Genomic DNA, 21,819 nt, shown 5'->3' with positions numbered 1-21,819 from the left:
AGACTTTTAGTAAGGCTAATGAATGATCGGATTTTTATCTTTCTTAATTTTAAAATATTGAGAAATACTATATATAATAATACCAATCCATATAAATACAAATGTGATTAATTGATCAATATCAAATGGTTCTTTGAATAAAAATATTCCTAGTATAAACATTAAAGTTGGTCCTATGTACTGAATAAAACCAGTTAAAGATAAAGGAATACGTCTTGCACCTGCCGAGAACAAAATAAGTGGTACAGCTGTAACCGCACCTGAGAAGATTAACCAAAATGAAGAACTATTCATCCCAAAAGATAAACCACCATTTTGCCAAATATACCATAAATAAATGAATCCAGCGGGAGCAGTAACAATACATTCAATTGTAATGCTACTTATTGCATCGATAGGGACTATTTTTTTAATTAATCCATAGACACCAAAAGAACCTGCAAGTAACAATGAAATGCCTGGGAAGACGCCCATTTTCAACGTCATATAGAGTACTCCGATAACCGCTAGGCCTATGGCTATCCATTCAAGCTTATTAAAACGTTCTTTTAAAAATATAAGCGCCAACAAAATACTGACCAGTGGATTGATATAATAACCTAAACTTGACTGAAGTACATGTCCATTTGTAACGGCCCATATAAAAGTACCCCAATTTATTGTAATAACATAACCCGCTGCAATGATAGCAATAAGTTGGATAGGATTTGTAAAAAGTTGTTTAATATCCCGTTTAAATGGAGCCGTATTTTTCGTTATGATTAAGATGAATAACATAAACACCATCGATAATACAATTCTAAATGCTAATATTTCAAATGCACCAATATCACTAATTAATTCCCAATATATAGGGAGTATACCCCAAAGAATATATGCTCCGAACGCAAAGAAAAAGCCTTTTTTAAATTCTGTATTCAATTGAGTCACCGCTTTCCAAAATACTAATTGCACTAAAAACTAAGAACGAGGCTTTTTGTCTCCCCAATATTGGTAATATGTACATTCAATATAACCATTAAATAGTTTTCTACGTTTAGTCGCTTTTTTATTTACTAAAAATTCGAATTCTGTACTACTTGTAAGAATATATGTAGATAGTTGTGAATGTTGTTGCATAAGTTCTCCGATGTATCGGTACATTTCTTCTACTTTATCTCTATCCCCGATACGTTCACCATAAGGTGGATTGCCTATTAAAGCCATAGGTTTATCTTCATCAATGGTAAGTGTATTAACATCTTTAACACTAAACTGAATGATGTCGGCTAATCCAACTTCTTCAGCATTCCTTCGTGCTATTTCTATCATTTCAGGATCGATATCAGATGCATAAATTTCTAATTTACGGTCATAATTCGCTTGTTGATCAGCTTCATCTCTCATTTCATCATATAAACGATCTGGCATAATATCCCAATTCTCAGAAACGAAATCACGGTTAAATCCAGGCGCAATATTTTGAGCGATTAAACATGCTTCAATTGCTATCGTACCAGAACCACAAAATGGATCCACTAAAGGTGTGTCACCTGTCCAGTTCGCTAAACGGATAAGGCTAGCAGCAAGTGTTTCTTTGATAGGAGCTTCACCTTGCGCTAAACGATAACCACGTTTATTTAAACCTGAACCAGAAGTATCTATAGTTAAAAGTGCATTATCTTTTAAAATGGCTACTTCAATTGGATATTTAGCGCCCGTTTCATTTAACCAGCCACTTGCTTGATATGCACGTCTCAAACGCTCAACGATTGCTTTTTTCACGATGGCTTGGCAATCAGGTACACTAAATAATGTAGATTTAACACTTCGACCTTGTACTGGGAAATTACCATCTTGTTCAATGAGCGTTTCCCAAGGTAGTGCCTTTGTTTTTTCAAATAATTCATCAAAGGTTGTGGCTTTAAATTGGCCAACAACAATTTTGATTCTATCTGCTGTGCGTAACCATAAATTACATTTAACAATGGCAGTTTCGTCGCCTTCAAAAAAGATTCTACCATTTTCAACAGTTGTGTCGTAACCTAATTCCTGAATTTCCTTAGCTACAACTGCTTCTAATCCCATTGGGCATACTGCTAGTAATTGATACATTGTTTTGCTCCTTCTTTATAATGATTTGCTTTTATTTTATCAAAAGTTATTTTAAATAGATATGACATTGCCTAAAGATGTGTATGGAACGTAGGTTTTTAATAGATTATAGCAATGAAAAAAGCTCTCCGATTTGGGAGAGCTTGGGTCTAGTGATGATATTTCTGTAAGCCATGTTTTGTACCATTGTACTGCTAACGTGTACTAGAAACACTCGTACGCAGGTGGTAACCATCTGTCTACATACTTTTAAAAGTATGTCTTATATATACGTTGAATTCCGTTAAATAAGTGCTCCTACCTAATTTGGATTGCTCACTCGAGGGGTTTACCGCGTTCCACCTTTTGCATTTCTGCAAAAGCTCCGTCACTGTGGCACTTTCAAACTAATCTAACCTTATCTAAGGACTTAGGTTATTTCGTTGCCGTCAACTTAATGCCTTGACTTATTGTTTCATCAAGCACGAACACTACAATCATCTCAGATTGTGTGAGCATGGACTTTCCTCTATATCGCTATAGCGATTACCCGAAACACCATCTTTAGAAGTATATCATTATTTTATAGCCTAAACAAATAAAAAATAAGATAAGTTTTGAACGAATTCAAAACTTATCTTTATGTAGATGCTGCTATATCTACGGTCATCATCATATTCTCTATGTGATAATAGTTGATTATTTACCGAAAACAGCTTTTTCTAGGTTGGATATTCTTTTTAATATATCAACATTGTTGTTACTACTATTATTCTTAGTTGTAGCATTGTTGTTTGAAGAGAAGTTTTTATTTTCTTGTGGTCTCGATGTTGCTACACGTAATCTTAACTCTTCAAGTTCTTTTTTTAATTTGTTGTTTTCTTCTGAAAGTTTAACTACTTCATTATCTAAATCTGCCATTTTTTGATAATCAGCTATGATGTCGTCTAAGAAAGCATCTACTTCTTCCCTTCTATAACCACGCGTCATAGTTTTTTCAAAATCTTTTTCATAAATATCTTTTGCTGATAATTTTAATGAAACTTCTGACATTTTTCTCCACCTCATTCGAAACTTTGCTCTTGAGACCACTGCAAGTCGTTGATGAATTCAGTTAACTCATCGAACGTCACAATATCACAAGTATAATTTGTTTTTTCCATAAAATCAACTAACATCTGCTTAAAGAACTTTGGACTAGCTTCTTGTTCCTCATCATAAATCAAAAGCGTTGTATCAGAATGTGCTAACATAAATTGATCGGTTTGTTTAAATTGATGAGGCCCTTCATATGAAGAATGGAATACGCTATCAACAAAATCAGCATGATGCGCAATATGATTATATTTTGCTTGATTTTGTTCGTTCCATCTATCAATATGACCATAAAACGGTGTGATAATTCCTAATTTTAAATCTGGATAGGTTGCTTTCAACGCTAACACGACCTCTGCTGTCCATAGCTCTATACCCATCTGTCCTTGTATCAATACCCATTCTAAGCCTTCTTCAATCAACTGTTTTAATTTATGTTCAATAAATTTTTTTAAATAGGAAACTTCAGGTGCATCATCTTTAAAAATATTAAGTTCAAACGACTTATATCCAGTAACATATACAGTTTTAATCATAAAAATTGCTCATTTCTTTGTATGTAGCTTAAATCATATTGAACAGCCTTTACTTTTTCATTAAATAATTTTCTGCTCGTACGTTTAAAGTGACATTCAACAGATAAAGATTCAATATTTGAAATAAGTAAATCGAATTTTTGTTTATTCATATATTGTAATTGAATTACTTGTTGCTCATATGTAACTAGCTTTTTAAGTTGTTGATCAATATCATTTGTGAATGGTACAACCTCAACATAAAAATCGTAATCTTCGCCAGTTGATTTGGCAGTCTCGTATTTTTCTACCATTTTCAAAACATCATTTAATAATTGCATTAATAGTTGTTGCATGAGGATTCCCCCTACTTCACAAATTTACCATAAATGACCTACTTCGTCATTTTTAAAGTGTCGTTTAACATTTATATGATTAACTATTTTATTTTGTTTCAAATATTGTTTAATTGAGCAAAGCACGTTAAAATGTATGTGATGTATTTATAAATACATTGGTTCATATTTCATAGTTTGGAAAAATTTGCTAAAGTCATGTATAATGAAACAGGTTTTGGATGACCAAACTAAAGTGGTGAAAATAAATGAATTATCCAAATGGAAAGCCATTTAATAGAAATAAGTCTCAGGTCGGACGAACTCATAAGGGACAAACGAGTAAAATTGATTATGGTGGCAGAGGTATGTCACTTGAAAAAGATATCGAACTGTCGAATGATTATTATTTAAATCGAGGTATTGCTGTAATACATAAGAAGCCTACCCCGATACAGATAGTGAATGTTCATTATCCTATGAGAAGTAAGGCAGTAATAAATGAGGCTTATTTTAGAACGCCGTCGACAACAGACTATAATGGTATTTATCATGGTCGTTATTTAGATTTTGAAGCAAAAGAAACAAAAAATAAAACATCATTCCCTTTAAATAATATGCATGAACATCAAGTTCGACATATGGAAGCATGTTATCAACAACAAGGGATTGTATTTTTATTAATTCGCTTTAAATCGCTCGATGAAGTGTATTTGCTCCCATATGCAAATTTCAAAAAGTTTTGGGAGAGACACATTCAAGAGATTAAAAAGTCGGTAACGGTTGAAGAAATAAGAAAAAATGGTTACTATATTCCTTATCAGTATCAACCACGATTGAATTATCTCAAAACAGTTGATAAGTTGATATTAGATGAAAGTGAGGACCGCGTATGACGGAGAAAAAGAGGACTTCTCAATCTAATAATAAGAATGGAAAGTCCGAGCAAAAAAAGAATAGGAATATAAAACGAACGATTATTAAGATATTTGGGTTTCTAATTATAGCCTTTATCGTTCTAGCTTTAATAGGAATCTTGTTGTTTGCATATTATGCTTGGAAATCTCCTGCATTTAATGAAGCAAAATTAAAAGATCCCGTGCCAGCTAAGATTTATGATAAAGATGGCGATTTAGTTAAAACAATCGATAATGGGCAACGACGAGAGCATGTCGATTTAGACGAAGTACCTAAGACAATGAAAGAAGCTGTTTTAGCTACTGAGGATAATCGATTCTATGATCATGGAGCACTTGATTACAAACGTCTCTTTGGTGCTGTAGCTAAGAACGTCACTGGTGGCTTTGGTTCACAAGGTGCATCAACATTAACACAACAAGTAGTTAAACGTTCATTCTTAACAGATCAAAAATCAATTGCACGTAAAGCTCAAGAAGCTTACTTGTCCTACAGATTAGAACAAGAGTATAGTAAAGATGAAATTTTTGAGATGTACTTAAATAAAATTTACTACTCTGATGGTGTATACGGCGTGAAAGCTGCTGCTAAATATTATTTCAATAAAGATTTGAAAGACTTGAATTTAGCGGAATCTGCTTATCTTGCTGGTTTACCACAAGTACCAAATACTTATAACATTTATGATCATCCTAAAGAAGCTGAGTCTCGTAAAGATACAGTACTTTATTTAATGGAATATCATAATAGAATTACTAAGAAACAAAAAGAAGAAGCACAAAATACTTCTTTACAAGACAATCTGGTCCAACGTTCATCTGAAGATCGCGAAGTAAGTGAAGATAATTCAAACGAGGCATACGATTCATATGTAAACTTTGTGAAATCTGAACTTATGAATAATAAAGAATTTAAAGATGAAGATTTAGGTTCTGTATTAAATAGCGGCGTTAAGATTTATACGAATATGGACAAAGATGTTCAACAAACATTACAAGATCGAGTGAATAATGGTAGCTATTATAAAAATGAAGACCAACAAGTTGGTTCTTCTATTGTAGATAGTGAAAATGGTGGCCTTGTCGCAATATCTGGTGGTAGAAATTATAAAGATATTGTAGATAGAAACTTAGCAACTGATGCCCACCCTACTGGTTCTTCACTGAAACCATTCTTAGCGTATGGTCCTGCAATTGAAAATATGTCATGGGCAACGAACCATGCGATTCAAGATGAAGAATCTTATCAAGTAGATGGTGTAACATTTAGAAACTATGATACTAAGAGCCACGGTACGGTAAAACTTTATGATGCATTACGTGAAAGTTTTAATATTCCAGCACTTAAAGCATGGCAATCAACTAAAGAAAATGCCGGAAACGATGCACCAAAAGATTTTGCTAAAAAAGTTGGGTTAGATTATGAAGGAGACATTGGTCCATCTGAAGTATTAGGTGGTTCAGCATCTGAATTCTCTCCTACTCAATTAGCTTCTGCATTTGCTGCAATTGCTAATGGTGGTGAATATAACAATGCCCACTCTATTAAAAAAGTTGTCAAACAAGATGGCGAAACGGTTGAATACGATCATACTAGTAAAAAAGCTATGAAAGACTCAACATCATATATGTTAGCAGAAGTACTTAAAGGTACATTTGAAGCATATGGTTCTGCATACGGTCATGGTGTATCTGGCGTTAATCTAGCAGCCAAAACTGGTACAGGTACTTATGGTGAACAAACTTATCAACAATATAATCTGCCAGACGATGCAGCGAAAGATGTTTGGATTAATGGTTTCACACCTAAATACAGTATGTCAGTATGGATGGGATTCAATGAAGTTAAACAAGGCGGTACAAACTCATTTATAGGCCATGAAGAACAAGAATACCCACAATACTTATTAGAAGATGTCATGGAAAGTATTTCACCAAAAGATGGCAAAGATTTCTCTAAACCAGATTCAGTTTCTGGAGACTCAAAAGATGATTTATCTGTTAAAGGTAAACCAGATGATAATACCACTAGTAATAAACCTCAGGGTCAAGGTGGTAGCAGTAACAGTTCATCATCTTCTAATTCAAGTAATAATAATTCAACTAGTAATACAAACAACTCAAGTAACCAACAAAGTGCAGCACGTTAATTCATTTAGCTACACTCATACCCGGTATGCCATTTCATTTGGCTACCGGGTATTTTTTTGAAAATAAGGATATCTTTAAATAACACTAAGTATTCATTTTTTGATAGCAATCACTTAATTAAATAACTGCATTTGCAATAAGTACTTATATTACAAATAGCAATTATAAAAAAGCGTACGCATCCATCATATATGGATGCGTACGCTTTATATTTAGAAGTTTATGATCTCGGCTGCGCATAGCAGAATTGTGGTATGTCTCGAAGTCTAGAGAATCTTATTTATACTATTTTTCTAGCTGTATGCATTCGTTACAAAATTAGTGAAAAATGTGTGTTCATATTCAAAAATAAGACACCTCATTTTAAAATGACTATAACATAGTTTTAAAATAGAGTGCCTTATGCCTTAAATTATCTACAAATCGAGCAATATGAACAAAGTAACTATAATTTTCGGTTTTTGCTTCTAATTTGATAAGAAGCATTCATTTTTATAAGTTCAGATTTTAAAGTTTTCATTTGACTGTAGCCCATAAAATGATATTTTCTAGCAATCATATAATGATAACGTTCTTCAAAATTCATTGGCACTACAGGGTATGCATCTAAATCTGAAAAATTTATAGTTTGGATATGATTAATCTGTTTAAAATATTGTTCGATTAAAGCAAAATAGTCATCTAATTTTAATTTAGCTTCTGATGATTTCAATTGCTTTGATTTCGCATATTGATCAATTTGAGCTTCTAATTCAGTAAAGTCTTCTTTTGTAATCATAAAATTACGCCTCTTTCAAATTGGCTTTATAGCGTTTTTGACCTTCTCTACAATCATTAAATAACGGACAAACATCACACTTTGGACTTCTAGCAAGACAGTGATAACGACCAAAGAATATAAGTTGGTGATGTGTTTTATTCCAGCGCTCTCTTGGTACAACGTGGCATAACTTATCTTCAACTTGTCTCACGTTATCTTTCCATCTACAAATGCCTAAACGTTTAGATATTCTTTCAACGTGTGTATCAACTGCTAAAGATGGTTCGCCAAAAGCAACACTCATAACTACATTAGCGGTTTTTCTACCTACGCCAGCCAAACTTTCTAATTCAGCATGCGTATGTGGAATTTCACCATCAAATTGATCCAACAAAGAACGACATAATTTTTGAATATTTTTCGCTTTGTTTCTATATAGACCAATGGTACGCAAATCATTTTCTAATTCAGAAATATCTACATTTAAGTAATCTTCAGGTGTTTTGTATTTTTGAAATAAATCTTTTGTTAATTTATTAACAGAAACATCCGTCGTTTGAGCTGATAATAACACAGCAATCGTTAATTCGAAAGGATTGTCATGTTTGAGCTCACATTCAGCATTTGGAAACATATTTGCTATGACATCAACCATTTCTAATGCTTTTTTATTACTTATCATTTGGATTCTCCCCGTTCAGCCAGTCGAATTTAGGCACTTTTTTAATTGTATGCTTCATTTTAGGTTGATTGAATTGGCGACTAATTTTTTTAGAATCTTCAATTGTTTTTACATTATTTTTTTTCCAATTTAATAAAATACGATCGATATATTTAAAACTTAACTTATTCTGGCTCGTCGCTTCATCTAGAGCAGCTTGAATGACACTTAATTCATGTTTATCAATATCTAACCATTGGTTTAACGTTTCGATTTCAAACGGAGATAACGGTCTACCAAAGGCTTGTTCAATTTGTTGAAATAAAACATTAAATTCAACTTCCGTATTCTCTTCTTCTACTTTAATATTTACTTGTTCCATTATCTCACTTAATTTCACATAGAATTGGTTGAGGTTCATATATTCAGTAAATTTACCTTCTTCATCTTTCTCAACCTTTAATTCAAGTAAATCATGTTGTATTAAACTTTGGATGATAGTTGTGACTTCTCTAGAGCCGAATGTCGTCCCTTGCTGCAAGGATTCAATAGAAGGTTGTTTGTTTGAAGATTCAGAGGCATGTAATAGCTTAATTAATATAACCAATTCAGCTTCATTTATCCCAAGTTGGTTATAATGATCTAACAGTTCACGTCTAATAATGACGGGCCGTATTTTAAGTTGTTCACTATTCAAAGATAGATACCTCCTGTTCTATATTCATGTTATAAAAACGTCCAGCCATTGATAACTAGACTGGACGTTTTTGACACATATTCTAAAATAAATTATGGGTATAAACGGTTTAATAAGCGTGGGAATGGTGCTGTTTCACGAACGTGTTCAACGCCTGATAACCAAGCTACAGTTCTTTCTAAACCTAAGCCAAAGCCACTATGTGGCACACTACCATAACGACGTAAATCTAAATAATAACTATAACTTTCAGCATCTAATTCGAATTGACTTAGTCGTTCTTTAAGTAATTCAAGATCATTAATACGTTCAGAACCACCTATAATTTCACCATAACCTTCTGGTGCAATTAAGTCTGCACATAAAACAGTGTCCTCATTTTCTGGATTAGGCTGCATATAGAATGGTTTGATTTTAGTTGGATAATTCGTGATGAACACCGGTAAATCATAGTGATTAGCAATCGCTGTTTCGTGTGGTGCACCGAAATCTTCACCCCACTCTATATCATCAAAACCTTGTTCTTTTAAGAAAATAACAGCATCAGCGTAAGTTATACGTGGGAATGGTGTTGTTACTTTTTCTAATTTAGATGTATCTCTGTCTAGCGCTTTTAGTTCTAATTTGCAATGATTCAATACTGATTTAACAACATGAGTGACATATTGTTCTTGTACTTCTAAACTTTGTGCGTGTTCACAAAATGCCATTTCTGGTTCTATCATCCAGAATTCAATTAAGTGACGACGTGTTTTAGATTTTTCTGCACGGAATGTAGGACCAAATGAGAATACTCTTCCGTGTGCCATTGCAGCGGCTTCCATATATAGTTGGCCACTTTGAGATAAGAAAGCATCTTGGTCAAAGTATTTTGTATGGAATAATTCACTTGTACCTTCTGGTGCACTTGCTGTTAAGATAGGCGGATCAATTTTTGTAAATCCGTTATCATTAAAGAATTCGTATGTGGCACGAATAATTTCATTTCTGATTTTCATAACCGCATGTTGTTTTTTTGAACGTAACCATAGATGACGATGATCCATTAAAAATTCTGTACCATGATTTTTAGGCGTAATTGGATAATCATGTGCTTCAGATATTACTTCTATTGATTTAACTTGCATTTCGTAACCGATATCAGAACGATTATCTTCGCTAATTACACCTGTCACATATAATGATGACTCTTGTGTAATTTCTTTTGCTTTTTGGAATATCTCTTCATCTACTTCAGCTTTAGCAACAACACCCTGGATAAATCCTGTGCCATCTCTTAATTGTAAGAAAGCAATCTTACCACTTGAACGTTTATTCGTTAACCAAGCACCGATTGTAACTTCTTGGCCAATATACTGTTTTGCTTCTTTTATCGTTGTATTCATAACCAGTCTCCTATAATAGTGTATTCTACTTTTTTTATCCTTATATATTTTAACAAAATCCATATATAAGTTCTAGTTGCTTGTGCTATGTTTATGGTTTCTTAGCGTTTTCTTTTTTTAATTTTTTAAGGAGTATAGAAAATTGCTTAATATCCCCTTTTTTCTGACGATATTGTTCTAATGATTGTTCAAAAAACTGTTTGTAATTACTACGAATTAAACGGTCATCAAAAGATACGATAATGCCTTTATCATTTTCACTACGAATTAATCTACCTAGCCCTTGTCTAAAGCGTGTCACAGCATCAGGTAACACATATTCTTTGAATGTAGAAGTAAACTCAGACTCCATCAACCAATATTTAGTATTATTTTGGTTCATAAACGGTAATTTAGCAATCATGACACATTTAATGCCATTTGACTGAAAATCGAAGCCTTCAAAAAATGTACCTGTACCTAACAATATGGCTTTATTAAAACTATTAAATTGTTGGACAATCTTATAGTTTTGGTTCTGTTGTTGTGTTAATACAACATAATCTTCAAATTCAGGCAATTCATTTATTAATTCTTGAACCATATGCATCATTTTATAACTCGTAAATAGGATCAGACATTTGGATTCTACAACAGATACGTATTCAATTACATAATTAACAATGGAACTTACATAATCGTTAATATTCTTATAATTATAAGATGATACATCATTTGGTATAAAGACAGTCGTTTGATTCGGTGATGTTACGGTCGTATCAATTTCATATGTGTTAAATTCAATATCTTTATTAAACCATTGTTTAAAGTTCTCAAAGGAATGATTGAATGTTAGTGTCCCTGAAATAAATGTTAGTGATTTGAATTTATCGAGCACTTGCTTCGTGAGGATTTCTTTAACATCGTAATCTTTAACATTAAGTCTTATAGTAGATTTCTGATTTAAATTTTTGATAGATAAATAACATGTGTGTTTATTTTTAAGACTTTGTTCAATATCTTTAAAACGATCATTAATATATAGAAATTGCTTTCTCACTGATTTAATTGATTTATGGCTCATACCATTAAAGAATTCTAACGTCATGTTTAATTTGTGAATAATGGCATGTAAGTCGTTTAATATAGGTGTGACATCAAAGTGATATACGAAATGAAGTTTATGGACTTCATCATCTTGTATTTCAGAAGATTGAATAATATCATACATCGTTGTAAACAATTGTTCATTCAAATCATGTATCTCATTCACAGTCGTTTTTAAGCCAAAAACATCTATAGGTGGTATGTCTAATTTTTCGAGAATACGTTGCTGTTCAAGTAGATCTATAGATTTTAGTAACTTTTCATTTTCAGTCTTACCAATCAACCCTAACTGATATTTAATATCTGCGTAACTCAATTCATTAGTTACTTGATTTAAAGCATAATCTGGCAGCCTATGTGCTTCATCTATAATACAATCATCAAATAATTGATAAATGGAGTTATCGTGAGCTGCGTGAATTAAGTGGGCATGGTTTGTGATACCAATTTGAATGTTTTGTGCATTGCGCTTAATAAAATTAAAATAATGTATATCATTACGGACTGGAACATAGGTTTCGAGTTTTTGTTCGAAATACATTTTTTGTCCGCCTTTTAAATCTAATTCCTGAATATCACCCGTGTCTGTTTCCGTAATCCAAATCAGTAATTGCATCTTCAAAATGCAAACTTCATAATTACTAGATTCTTCTTTAAGTATTTGACTTATTAACCCTAAAGCGATGTAGTCACGTTTGCTTTTGATTAGCGTCGCATTTATTTTGAAATCTAATGCTTTTTTAATCGCAGGAATATCCTTTTCTAATAATTGGTTTTGTAATAATTTTGTATTTGTAGAAATCATGACATGTTTGCCAGTTTCGATATTATACATCAGTGAGGCAAGTAGATAAGCAAATGACTTACCGCTTCCTAAAGGGGCTTCAATCATTGCTTTTTCACTATGCATGAGTTGTTCCAATATAATTTCAGATAAATATAATTGTTGAGGGCGATATGTTAACCCCAGTTCTTTAGTCACTAAAGTGTATAGTGCTTTTAAGTTACCACCGAATTGTACGGTTGGTGCTTTAAAATCTATTTGTTTTTTATATATGATTTGTTCGAATTGATCAAATCGATCACTAAGCGTTTGTTCATCATAATTTCGCACCATTTCAAATATAATATCATGTAAATCGTATTTTAGATTTTTACTTAGGTAATAAAGTTGCTTAAGTGTATCTAATGGTAAAGATTCAAATTTTTCGAATGCAATAATCATCAGTTGTGCCGTTGTGGCAGCGTCTTCATCAGCTCTATGGGCATTGTTTAAGATAATCCCATGTACTTCAGCTAGTTCGCTTAATTGATAGCTTTTATCCGTTGGGAAAGCAACTTTGAATAATTCTAACGTATCCATGACTTTCTTTGGACGATAATTGATATGGCATTGTTTAAATGATTTCTTGATAAAATTTAAATCAAACGCCACATTATGCGCTACAAATATACAACCATCTATTTGTTTGTATATATCTTCTGCAATTTCATGAAAATACGGTGCTTGATTTAACATATCTTCTTCAATTGAAGTTAAAGCTTGAATAAAAGGAGGAATTTCTAAATCTGTTTTAATCATGGAGTGATACGTTCCAATAATTTTATTTTCACGCACAAATGTTATGCCTATTTGAATAATTTCATCATAATCTAATTGGTTGCCTGTAGTTTCTAAATCTACGACAGCATAGCAAGGTTTTGCCATTCTACTTCCTCCTTTCATTATTTGAGTTATAATTCAATATCAGCGCTCATCAATTGGTGTTGTTGTTTATTCTCATCTAAAACAATTAAAAATCCATTATCATCTATATCAATGGCTTCACCTTTAAATTGAACATTATTTTCAGTGAATCTTAACTGTTTGTGCCATATATTTGAAGTAGCTATGTATTCATCACGAATAGATGAAAATGGTTCTTTAATAAATTGTTTATATCGATACTCGATTTGTGAAATAAGCACTTCTAAAAAATCATAACGATTCACTTTATCTTTCTTGTGTATTCTAATACTGGTTGCTTTTTGAGCTAATTCACCAGTAAAATCGCTTGGTTCTTGATTCATATTAATGCCAATACCACATATAACAGCTTCAATACCGTCACTATTAGCAACCATTTCGGTTAAAAAGCCACAGACTTTTTGATTATTGATATAAATATCATTAGGCCACTTTACAGAAACATCACTTTTACTAAATTGTTGAATAGCATCTCTTATACCAAGCGCCATAAATAAATTAAACTTAGTTATCATATCGAAAGGTACATCTGGTCGTAAAACAATTGACATCCAAAGCCCTTTTCCTTTGGCTGAAGCCCACGGTCTATTGAAACGGCCTTTTCCTTTCGTTTGTTCATCACTTAGGATTAAAAACGTATCTGTATTGCCTACTAATTTTTGTTTCGCTAATAATTGTGTGGACTCTACTTGATCGAATACGTCAACATGTTCAAATAAATGTTGAGATTGAATGGTTGGCATAACGATACCTTTGTACCATTTATCTGGTAATTGAATTAAGTGATGTCCTTTATGATTAATGGATTCTATCTGACACCCTTCTTCTTTTAATTGATCAATGACTTTCTTTACAGCTGTTCTTGATATAGAAAGTTGCTCAGCAATAAATTGGCCAGAAATGTATTCAGATTCATATTGGTATAACATATAGACAACTGCTTTACTATATTTAGACACGTGTTTTCACCCACTTTTTAAGTTCAGGTTTGAAATTGACTACTTCACCTGATATTATAGCGTATTCGACTTCACGTAAGGTTTCTTTGAGCCATGGTCCGCTTTTTTTATTCGCTATTTCTAATATATCTTTCCCATTGATATCCATTTCACTTCTTGACAGCATCGGTAATTGTTTTGCAACTTCAGTAACTGTTTGGTCGTTAACTATTAATGGTGATATAGATGTAATACGATTTCGTTTTAATTCATCTAAATAGCTTAATACTTCTAGTATATCTTTTTTTCCATAGTCATAAACAAATAATTTTAATTGTGATTTTGTTTGTACTTCATCTATTTGATCGATAAGTTGAACTAATGTTTTAATACGTTTTTTTTCATTGTTGCTCACTTTTAAATCAGCAATATTCGCATCTATTTCACGCTGTTGAGATATTAAAAACGCTACAAACGTCGTAAAAGGCATGGCATTACGTAATGTGAATTTGGTGATGTCGTAGTGTTTGAAAAATGGAATATATTTAAAAGCCATAAAATGCTTTAAATTATTAAAACTTTTCGATACAAAGTCACCATTTGTTAGTTTCTTTAATTCAACAACAATGCGTTCAATTGCCAAATATTTAATATCTGCAATGTGGTTGAACATCGCGGTAAAAGTAGCTTCTTCTAAGTGAAAGCCAAATTGTGATTGAAAACGTAAGCCTCTGATAATTCTTAATGCATCTTCATCAAAGCGTTCATCAGGATTACCAACAGTTCTAATGAGTTGATGTTTAATATCCTGCTGTCCTTCAAAGTAATCAAAGATTTGATAATTAATATCCATCGCAATTGCATTCATTGTAAAATCTCTGCGCTGTACATCATCATATAAGTTTCTAACAAAAAAGACCTCATTAGGTCTACGGTGATCATCATAATCACCCTCAGAACGAAAAGTTGTAACCTCATACTGCTCGCCTTTGTATATCACATTAATTGTGCCATGTTCTCTCCCAATAGGTATGGTCTTATCAAATACTGTTTCAATTTCATCCGGCGTTGCACTCGTTGTAATATCGATATCATGAATGGGTCTATTCATAAGATAGTCACGCACAGAGCCACCAACAAAATAGGCTTGAAAATGATGAGCTTGTAATTTTTCTAGAATTGGTTTGGCTGTTTCAAATAAAGAATTAGTCATTGTTACCCTCTAACATTTTTTTGTAATAATACTCATATTGATCTGCAATTAAATCAGATGAAAATCTGTTTGCAACATCTTCTAGCATTCGCGTTTGCATTTCGTGATATAGTTCAGGATTAGTTAGTAACTGAATCGAATACGCACTTGCAGCTTCATCGTCTCCAACATTAACGATATATCCAGTATCTTCATGTTTAATTACTTCTTTAATACCACCTGCAGTTGAACCAATTGGAACCACACCAGATTTCATAGCTTCAAGCAATGTTAATCCAAAGCTTTCTTTTTCACTCAATAATAGAACTAAGTCTGAAATTTGATAGAATTGACTCACCCAATTTTGCTTACCTAAAAACAACACTGCATCTTCTAAATTAAGTTGACGTGCTTTTTCTTTCATATCCATAAGTTCAGGGCCATCGCCAAGTAAGATTAATTTAGAAGGGATAGCTTTATGCACTCTTGCAAATGTATCAATAATCGTATCGATACGTTTCACTGATCTAAAATTGGACACATGAATCAGTACTTTTTCATCAGGATGGATACCGTAACAAGCTTTTAGTTGTTCATCCTCTGAAGTTGGTGTATTGAGTTTGGTAGGAAATTCTTTTTCTCTTACAAAATTATATATAGGGACAATCTCTTTATCAGTTTCGATGATATCATAAGTTTGTTGTGCAAGTGATTGACTTACACTCGTCACCACATCGCTGCCCTCAATACCGAATTTAATTGCATTTTTTAAAGAATGGTCATAACCGAGCACTGTAATATCAGTACCGTGTAAGGTCGTCATTATTTTTATATCTTTTTGTGACATATGTTTTGCTAATATACCACACACAGCATGAGGCACAGCATAATGCATATGTAGCACATCTAAGTCATATTCATTGATGACTTCAGCGATTTTTGTACTCAGTGTTATATCATAGGGTGGATATTGAAAAACAGCATATTGGTTTACTTCAACTTGATGGAACGTCATATTTGGTAAAGGCTTTCTTATTCTAAACGGTATATTAGATGTAATAAAGTGAATATCATGACCACGCTCAGCGAGTTTGATACCTAATTCTGTAGCTATAATGCCTGAACCACCCATAGATGGATAACAAGTGATGCCTATTTTCATAAGGCGGTACATCCTTTCTCATTCATGTAAAATTATTTTCGTTCGAAACGATTTTTGTCACGTGTATTAAATTTCTCCATCGTCTCATCAAAGCTTTCAGTTAAATCGATATCTAAAGAATTGGCAATACACATTAAGACAAATAAGTTATCTCCTAATTCTGCTTTAATTGTATTATCATCTTCTGAAGCTTTTTTCTTTTTCTCACCATATACATGATTGATTTCTCTTGAAAGTTCCCCGACTTCTTCAGTTAAGCGCGCTAGGTTCGCTAATGGAGAAAAATATCCTGTTTTAAACTGTCCAATATAGTCATCTACTTCGGTTTGCATTTCTTTCATAGATTTCATAATATATGCCTCTCATTTCTAACGGTTTCTTTTATAGTATAGACTAATTTTATGTTTCATGCATTATTCCTGCAACAGTTAAGGCTTATGCTTGATTGTGAAAAAATATATTTAGAAAGCAGTAGGATACTTGTGTATCTAGATGAGGAAAAATGTACTATACATAAGCAACTCAATAATTGTATTACAACGGTCGTATTTTGATTATGAGAAAATTTAAGAATTAGCACATAAAAAAACCCAAACATCAAAGATGTTTGGGAATCAATTATATTAATCACTTGATCTAGCAATTAGAATAAATCTTGCAAGTTCTGCTAAAGCAACTGCAGTTGATGCAACATAAGTCATTGCAGCAGCTGTAAGTACTTTTTTAGCATGACGATATTCTTTTTCATTTACGATATCTAAACTTTGAATTTGTTTCATTGCTCTACTACTAGCATTGAATTCAACTGGTAATGTGACAATTGAGAACAATACTGCAAATGACATAAATGCTATACCAATCCATAGTGCTGTAGAACCTAAAGTACTTTGTAAGCTTGTTAAAATAATACCTGCAAATACAGCTAAATAGCCGATTGAACTACCAATATTAGCAAGCGGTACTAAAGAAGTTCTGAATCTCAAGAAGAAATAGCCCTGCGCATGTTGAATTGCATGACCAACTTCGTGTGCAGCAATAGCAGTACCAGCGACTGAAGGTCTGCTAAAGTTAGCTGGAGATAGTACAAGTACTTTCTTACGTGGATCGTAATGGTCCGTTAAGAAACCTTGTCCTTCTACAACATCAACATCGTAAATGCCATTAGCATGAAGTATTTCTAAAGCTACTTCTTGACCCGTCTTTCCGCTTGTAGATCTGACTTGTGAATATTTTTCATAATTAGATTTAACTTTGTGCTGCGCCCAAAGAGGCAGTACCATTAATATAACAAAGTATATAATCATATAGATAAAAGACAAAAACCTCACTCCTTTATAAACATTTTACTGTGTCCTTCATTAGTGGTCAAATATTTTATCTTTTTCAAATCGAGTTAAATTTAAATATAGAATTAACGGAATAATACTCAACCAGAAAGCGAGATAAGCAACACCTTCAATATGACTCGCGATAAAATCATAATAGGGATACTGCATAAAAACGTAATCGATAATATCGTTATGAAATACCCAGATCATAGCAATAATAAATGCAGAAATAGATATTTTAAACCTTGGATAAAAGACGAATGCTTCAACTGCCATTACGCCATGCGATAGTATAAGCATGCAACCCGTAATCGTTACTGCATCGTATTGTATAAACATGATGATATTCATAATGACTGCCCAAACACCGTATTTAATAAGCGATACAAAGGCCAAAGCCTCAAAAATGGGTATTTGTTTACCGAATATATAGGCCAGAATGATAATACATAGAAACAGTGATGCAGTCGGACTATCAGGTACAAAGGCCTTAAATTGTATATCAGTAACACTAAGTTGACTACCGTACCATATATAACCATATGCCGTTCCTAGTAAATTACAAATAAGTAAGAAGTAAAGCACACCCTTATGATATATCATTGCATGCCATAACGTTTTTATATTCATAGCGTCAGTCCCTCGTTGATGTATTTACATTTCTTAATTTAAACGTATTAAGGATTTGTGATAATTGATAAAACAACGCTTTATCATGTAATTGTAAACTTAAATCAATATTATCTTGTAAATGAGAAATAATAGAAGTCTCACTTTGCTTCGATAAAGGAATGCTGTATATATCTTGCATATATACAGCATAATAAGGTGAATTGAGTAATTGTGTTAACAATAAATTATCTAATTTATAATCTCTTTTTTGCGTGTCGCTAAAATATACTTTTATATCAAAAGACAAAGCATCATTTGCTATAAATTCAAAGATTTCATTGCTATTGATTAATTGTTGATTGTCTAGTGTAAATCTTATTGCAGGCTCTACCGTATTTTCTGTAGCTATTTCTAGTGTGTTATGATTTGGAATACGTGCATCTACAAAGTGTATTTGTTGCAATAAATTCGGTGATGACTTGATTAAATTCAATACCCATACACTAATTCTAGATTTAAACTGATAATGAAATAGAAGGTATTCAATAAAAGCTGCTTTAGATTGTTGTAGGGTATAAGTCATTCGAACCCACCTTTCCTAATTTAGAAAGATTGTAATCTTTCAGCTTCGTCGTGCCAAGTTTCATTACTAGGCTCTAATTCTAATAATTGGTCTAAAATCATTTTGGCTTGTTTAATTTGGCCAATTTCAATCAAATAATAATAGTAATCACTTAAAAATGCTGATTGTGTTTGTAACGTCGTATACGCTAATTCGAAAAAGTGTTGCGCTTCTTTATCTCGTTCTTCTTGGCCAAGTGCATAGGCAAGATGCCACATAAAGACAGGATCCAAGTCTTCTTCGTCAACATATTGTAGTAATCCTATGAGTGATTCGTAATCTTCTTCTTGTCTATATAAATCACTTAATATTAGTAAAGGTTCTTGGTATGCATTATCTACTTCTAATGCTTGAATAAGCAATTGGACACCTTCATTTGCATCGCCATGCTCTATTTGAATTGTTCCTGTAGAGACCATCAATTCTTTATAAAATTGTGTTAAGCGTAAACCTTCTTTACCAATTTCAATTGCATCTGCATGGTTGTGTTCATTTTCATATAATTGTTGTAAATAAAAATAAGCTTGTAAGAAATCAGGATCTTTAGATAATAAAGTCTGTACTAAATTAATTGCCTCTTGCGTAAGATCATTTTTTTCATAAGCAATTGCTTTTTTAAAATAGTCTTCAGAGTCCATCTCGTCTTCACTAATTTCATCAAACATTTTGATAGCATCGCTATAATTCCCACTTTGCAAACTACAGTCAGCTAGACGTGAAAATAAATTCACGCCATTCACTTCATATTCGCCTGTTTCAAGGACAGTTTCGTATTCAGACGTAGCTCTTAAATACTGTCCGTCAAAGTATAATAATTCTGCTAATGCATAATGAATAATTGGATCATTTGGTTCAATGTCAATTGCTTCATCAAGTTTACTAATTGCAACTTCAAGCATATTTAATTGTTGATATAAATCAGCTTCTAACATTAATCTTTCAGTGGATATTTCCACTTCACTTAAATACTCTAAGGCTTCATCAGTATGGTTCTCAGACATTAACCCTTCGATGAAATAGATTAATAGTTCACTTTCATCAGGATATTTGTGGTAAAGCGTACGGAACACTTCTAAGCCCTGAGGCATTAAACCATAATTATATAACGTTTCACCAAGAATAAATAATGCATCGTCTTTAGGGGAACTTAATGCATCATTTACCCGTGTATCTAGGTTATCTAATTTTTGTAAGTTGATATCGTCTATGAGTTTGTAGATATCTTCCATACTATTATCCCTCTTTTTCTAATTGTTTTAACTTTGGTAAGAAACCTGGGAAAGAAACATTGACAGCATCAAATTGCTCGATTGGTAGTGCTTCATTTGATAACAATGACGCGATGGCTAACATCATTCCAATACGATGATCAGTGAAACTGTTAACTGTCGCCGTTTGTTCAAATGCAGATGGGTGGATGATTAAACCATCATTCGTTGGTTGCAATGTAAACCCTAACAAATTAAGCATATTTGCGGTCGTATCAATGCGGTTTGTTTCTTTAACTTTAAGTTCTTCCGCTTCTTTTACAATACTTGTACCATTCGCTTGCGTACAAAGTAAGGCTACAATTGGAATCTCATCAATCGCTCTAGGTACAAGGTCACCATCAATATGAATAGGTTTCATATTAGGTGAATATTGCACGCGAATTGATGCTGTTGGTTCTGGATTATCTGTTTGATTAAATAATGTGATATTCCCTTCCATTTGTGTCACGATTTCTATGATACCTGAACGTGTAGGGTTAATGCCAACATTGTGAATTGTAATATCACTGCCCGGCGTAATCAAGCCAGCAACAATAAAGTATGCTGCGGACGATATGTCACCTGGTACGTGAAAATCAGCAGGTTTAATATGTTCGATACCAAGACTTGGCATTTCAATAATGTCATTATTTACAGCAATAGGTATATTGAAATGTTCAAACATCGTTTCTGTATGATTTCGTGTTGTATCAAATTCTTTAATTTTCGTTGGTTCATTAGCAAAAAGACTTGCAAAAAGAATTGCACTTTTAACTTGTGCGCTGGCTACTTCCATTTCATAAGTAATACCGCTGATAGAAGCAGGTTTAATAATCAGTGGCGTATAATTATCATTAATTCCAGTAATATTTGCATTCATGTATCTTAATGGTTTCATAATTCTATCCATTGGGCGTTTACCAATAGATTCGTCCCCAGATAAGACTGTTTCTATGCCGAGTCCGCATAATAATCCGGCGACTAAACGCGTCGTTGTACCAGAATTCCCAGTATATAACACTTGGTGTGGTGTTTTGAAATACTTATAGCCAGGTGAATCAATTTCGATTTTATCTTCATTGACTTCAATTTGAACGCCTAGAAGTTTAAATATTTCGACTGTACGAAGACAATCTTCACCTAGAAGCGGCTTATAAATGGTTGATTTTCCAGTTGCAAGCGAACCTAACATAATCGCTCTATGTGTCATTGATTTATCGCCAGGTACTTCGATTTCCCCAACAAGTGGTCCGTTAATTTCTACTAATTTACTATTTGACAATTTTTAGGCAC

The 21,819-nt window shown here is 32.8% G+C and carries 21 protein-coding genes and 1 other RNA gene; 2 read left to right on the top strand and 20 right to left on the bottom strand.

The window, feature by feature from the left end; genetic code table 11:
* Positions 1-15: 15 nt before the first annotated feature.
* The 6 genes from rarD to ACP7BT_RS01965 form a co-directional block, all read right to left on the bottom strand.
* Complete coding sequence (gene rarD / locus ACP7BT_RS01990; protein ID WP_048787387.1) at positions 16-921, bottom strand: EamA family transporter RarD; 906 nt, start codon at positions 919-921, stop codon at positions 16-18.
* Between the two features lie 39 nt (positions 922-960).
* Positions 961-2,094, bottom strand: a complete 1,134-nt coding sequence (locus ACP7BT_RS01985) for a THUMP domain-containing class I SAM-dependent RNA methyltransferase (protein ID WP_011303086.1) — start codon at positions 2,092-2,094, stop codon at positions 961-963.
* 162 nt (positions 2,095-2,256) lie between these two features.
* Positions 2,257-2,631, bottom strand: an RNA gene (rnpB, locus tag ACP7BT_RS01980) — RNase P RNA component class B.
* A gap of 141 nt (positions 2,632-2,772) precedes the next feature.
* A complete protein-coding gene (gene gpsB, locus ACP7BT_RS01975; RefSeq protein ID WP_002483273.1) occupies positions 2,773-3,126 on the bottom strand; it encodes a cell division regulator GpsB in 354 nt (117 codons plus the stop codon).
* Between the two features lie 11 nt (positions 3,127-3,137).
* The gene (locus ACP7BT_RS01970; RefSeq protein WP_002483272.1) at positions 3,138-3,704 is read right to left on the bottom strand and encodes a DUF1273 domain-containing protein; all 567 of its coding nucleotides are present in this window, start codon (positions 3,702-3,704) and stop codon (positions 3,138-3,140) included.
* Complete coding sequence (locus ACP7BT_RS01965) at positions 3,701-4,039, bottom strand: DUF1798 family protein (protein ID WP_002483271.1); 339 nt, start codon at positions 4,037-4,039, stop codon at positions 3,701-3,703. The genes ACP7BT_RS01970 and ACP7BT_RS01965 overlap by 4 nt, the downstream gene beginning before the upstream one ends.
* Before the next feature lie 248 nt (positions 4,040-4,287).
* On the opposite strand from ACP7BT_RS01965, the gene recU reads away from it, so the two are divergent.
* A complete protein-coding gene (recU, locus tag ACP7BT_RS01960; RefSeq protein ID WP_002483270.1) occupies positions 4,288-4,914 on the top strand; it encodes a Holliday junction resolvase RecU in 627 nt (208 codons plus the stop codon).
* Entirely contained in the window at positions 4,911-7,085 is a 2,175-nt protein-coding gene (locus tag ACP7BT_RS01955; protein ID WP_041080668.1) for a transglycosylase domain-containing protein, read from the top strand. Before recU ends, ACP7BT_RS01955 begins: the two co-directional genes overlap by 4 nt.
* 446 nt (positions 7,086-7,531) lie before the next feature.
* On the opposite strand, the gene ACP7BT_RS01950 is transcribed toward ACP7BT_RS01955, so the two are convergent.
* The 14 genes from ACP7BT_RS01950 to aroA all read right to left on the bottom strand — a co-directional run bounded on the left by ACP7BT_RS01950 (position 7,532) and on the right by aroA (position 21,808).
* Positions 7,532-7,864 carry a YpoC family protein gene (locus tag ACP7BT_RS01950; RefSeq protein WP_002483268.1) on the bottom strand — a complete coding sequence of 111 codons (333 nt, stop codon included), beginning with the start codon at positions 7,862-7,864 and terminating at the stop codon, positions 7,532-7,534.
* Positions 7,865-7,868: 4 nt separating this feature from the next.
* Complete coding sequence (gene nth, locus ACP7BT_RS01945; RefSeq protein ID WP_011303081.1) at positions 7,869-8,528, bottom strand: endonuclease III; 660 nt, start codon at positions 8,526-8,528, stop codon at positions 7,869-7,871.
* Positions 8,518-9,204 carry a DnaD domain-containing protein gene (locus tag ACP7BT_RS01940; protein WP_002483266.1) on the bottom strand — a complete coding sequence of 229 codons (687 nt, stop codon included), beginning with the start codon at positions 9,202-9,204 and terminating at the stop codon, positions 8,518-8,520. Before ACP7BT_RS01940 ends, nth begins: the two co-directional genes overlap by 11 nt.
* A 92-nt stretch (positions 9,205-9,296) precedes the next feature.
* Entirely contained in the window at positions 9,297-10,589 is a 1,293-nt protein-coding gene (gene asnS, locus ACP7BT_RS01935; RefSeq protein ID WP_002483265.1) for an asparagine--tRNA ligase, read from the bottom strand.
* A gap of 91 nt (positions 10,590-10,680) precedes the next feature.
* Positions 10,681-13,383 carry a helicase C-terminal domain-containing protein gene (locus ACP7BT_RS01930; RefSeq protein ID WP_041080666.1) on the bottom strand — a complete coding sequence of 901 codons (2,703 nt, stop codon included), beginning with the start codon at positions 13,381-13,383 and terminating at the stop codon, positions 10,681-10,683.
* 26 nt (positions 13,384-13,409) lie between these two features.
* Entirely contained in the window at positions 13,410-14,381 is a 972-nt protein-coding gene (locus ACP7BT_RS01925) for a biotin--[acetyl-CoA-carboxylase] ligase (protein ID WP_037538417.1), read from the bottom strand.
* Positions 14,374-15,573, bottom strand: coding sequence for a CCA tRNA nucleotidyltransferase (locus tag ACP7BT_RS01920; protein ID WP_002483262.1), 1,200 nt, complete (start codon positions 15,571-15,573; stop codon positions 14,374-14,376). Before ACP7BT_RS01920 ends, ACP7BT_RS01925 begins: the two co-directional genes overlap by 8 nt.
* Entirely contained in the window at positions 15,566-16,714 is a 1,149-nt protein-coding gene (bshA, locus tag ACP7BT_RS01915; protein WP_069821997.1) for an N-acetyl-alpha-D-glucosaminyl L-malate synthase BshA, read from the bottom strand. Before bshA ends, ACP7BT_RS01920 begins: the two co-directional genes overlap by 8 nt.
* 32 nt (positions 16,715-16,746) lie before the next feature.
* Positions 16,747-17,064 (bottom strand): nucleotide pyrophosphohydrolase, encoded by a 318-nt coding sequence (locus ACP7BT_RS01910; protein ID WP_037538413.1) that lies wholly within the window; start codon positions 17,062-17,064, stop codon positions 16,747-16,749.
* A gap of 273 nt (positions 17,065-17,337) precedes the next feature.
* The gene (locus tag ACP7BT_RS01905) at positions 17,338-18,033 is read right to left on the bottom strand and encodes a zinc metallopeptidase (protein ID WP_011303074.1); all 696 of its coding nucleotides are present in this window, start codon (positions 18,031-18,033) and stop codon (positions 17,338-17,340) included.
* A 39-nt stretch (positions 18,034-18,072) separates the two neighbouring features.
* A complete protein-coding gene (locus tag ACP7BT_RS01900) occupies positions 18,073-18,672 on the bottom strand; it encodes a DUF1405 domain-containing protein (RefSeq protein WP_041080663.1) in 600 nt (199 codons plus the stop codon).
* Between the two features lie 4 nt (positions 18,673-18,676).
* Entirely contained in the window at positions 18,677-19,237 is a 561-nt protein-coding gene (locus ACP7BT_RS01895; protein ID WP_011303072.1) for a YpiB family protein, read from the bottom strand.
* A 20-nt stretch (positions 19,238-19,257) separates the two neighbouring features.
* Entirely contained in the window at positions 19,258-20,505 is a 1,248-nt protein-coding gene (locus tag ACP7BT_RS01890; RefSeq protein WP_002483256.1) for a tetratricopeptide repeat protein, read from the bottom strand.
* A 4-nt stretch (positions 20,506-20,509) separates the two neighbouring features.
* Positions 20,510-21,808: a 3-phosphoshikimate 1-carboxyvinyltransferase gene (gene aroA / locus ACP7BT_RS01885; RefSeq protein WP_002483255.1), complete on the bottom strand. Its 1,299-nt coding sequence runs from the start codon at positions 21,806-21,808 to the stop codon at positions 20,510-20,512.
* Between the last annotated feature and the right edge of the window lie 11 nt (positions 21,809-21,819).

Origin of the sequence: Staphylococcus sp. Y174-1 (genome assembly GCF_049897865.1) — a bacterium.
Lineage (GTDB): Bacteria > Bacillota > Bacilli > Staphylococcales > Staphylococcaceae > Staphylococcus > Staphylococcus saprophyticus.
Note: the sequence above shows the minus strand (reverse complement) of the source record. Positions and strands in the feature narration are given on the sequence as shown.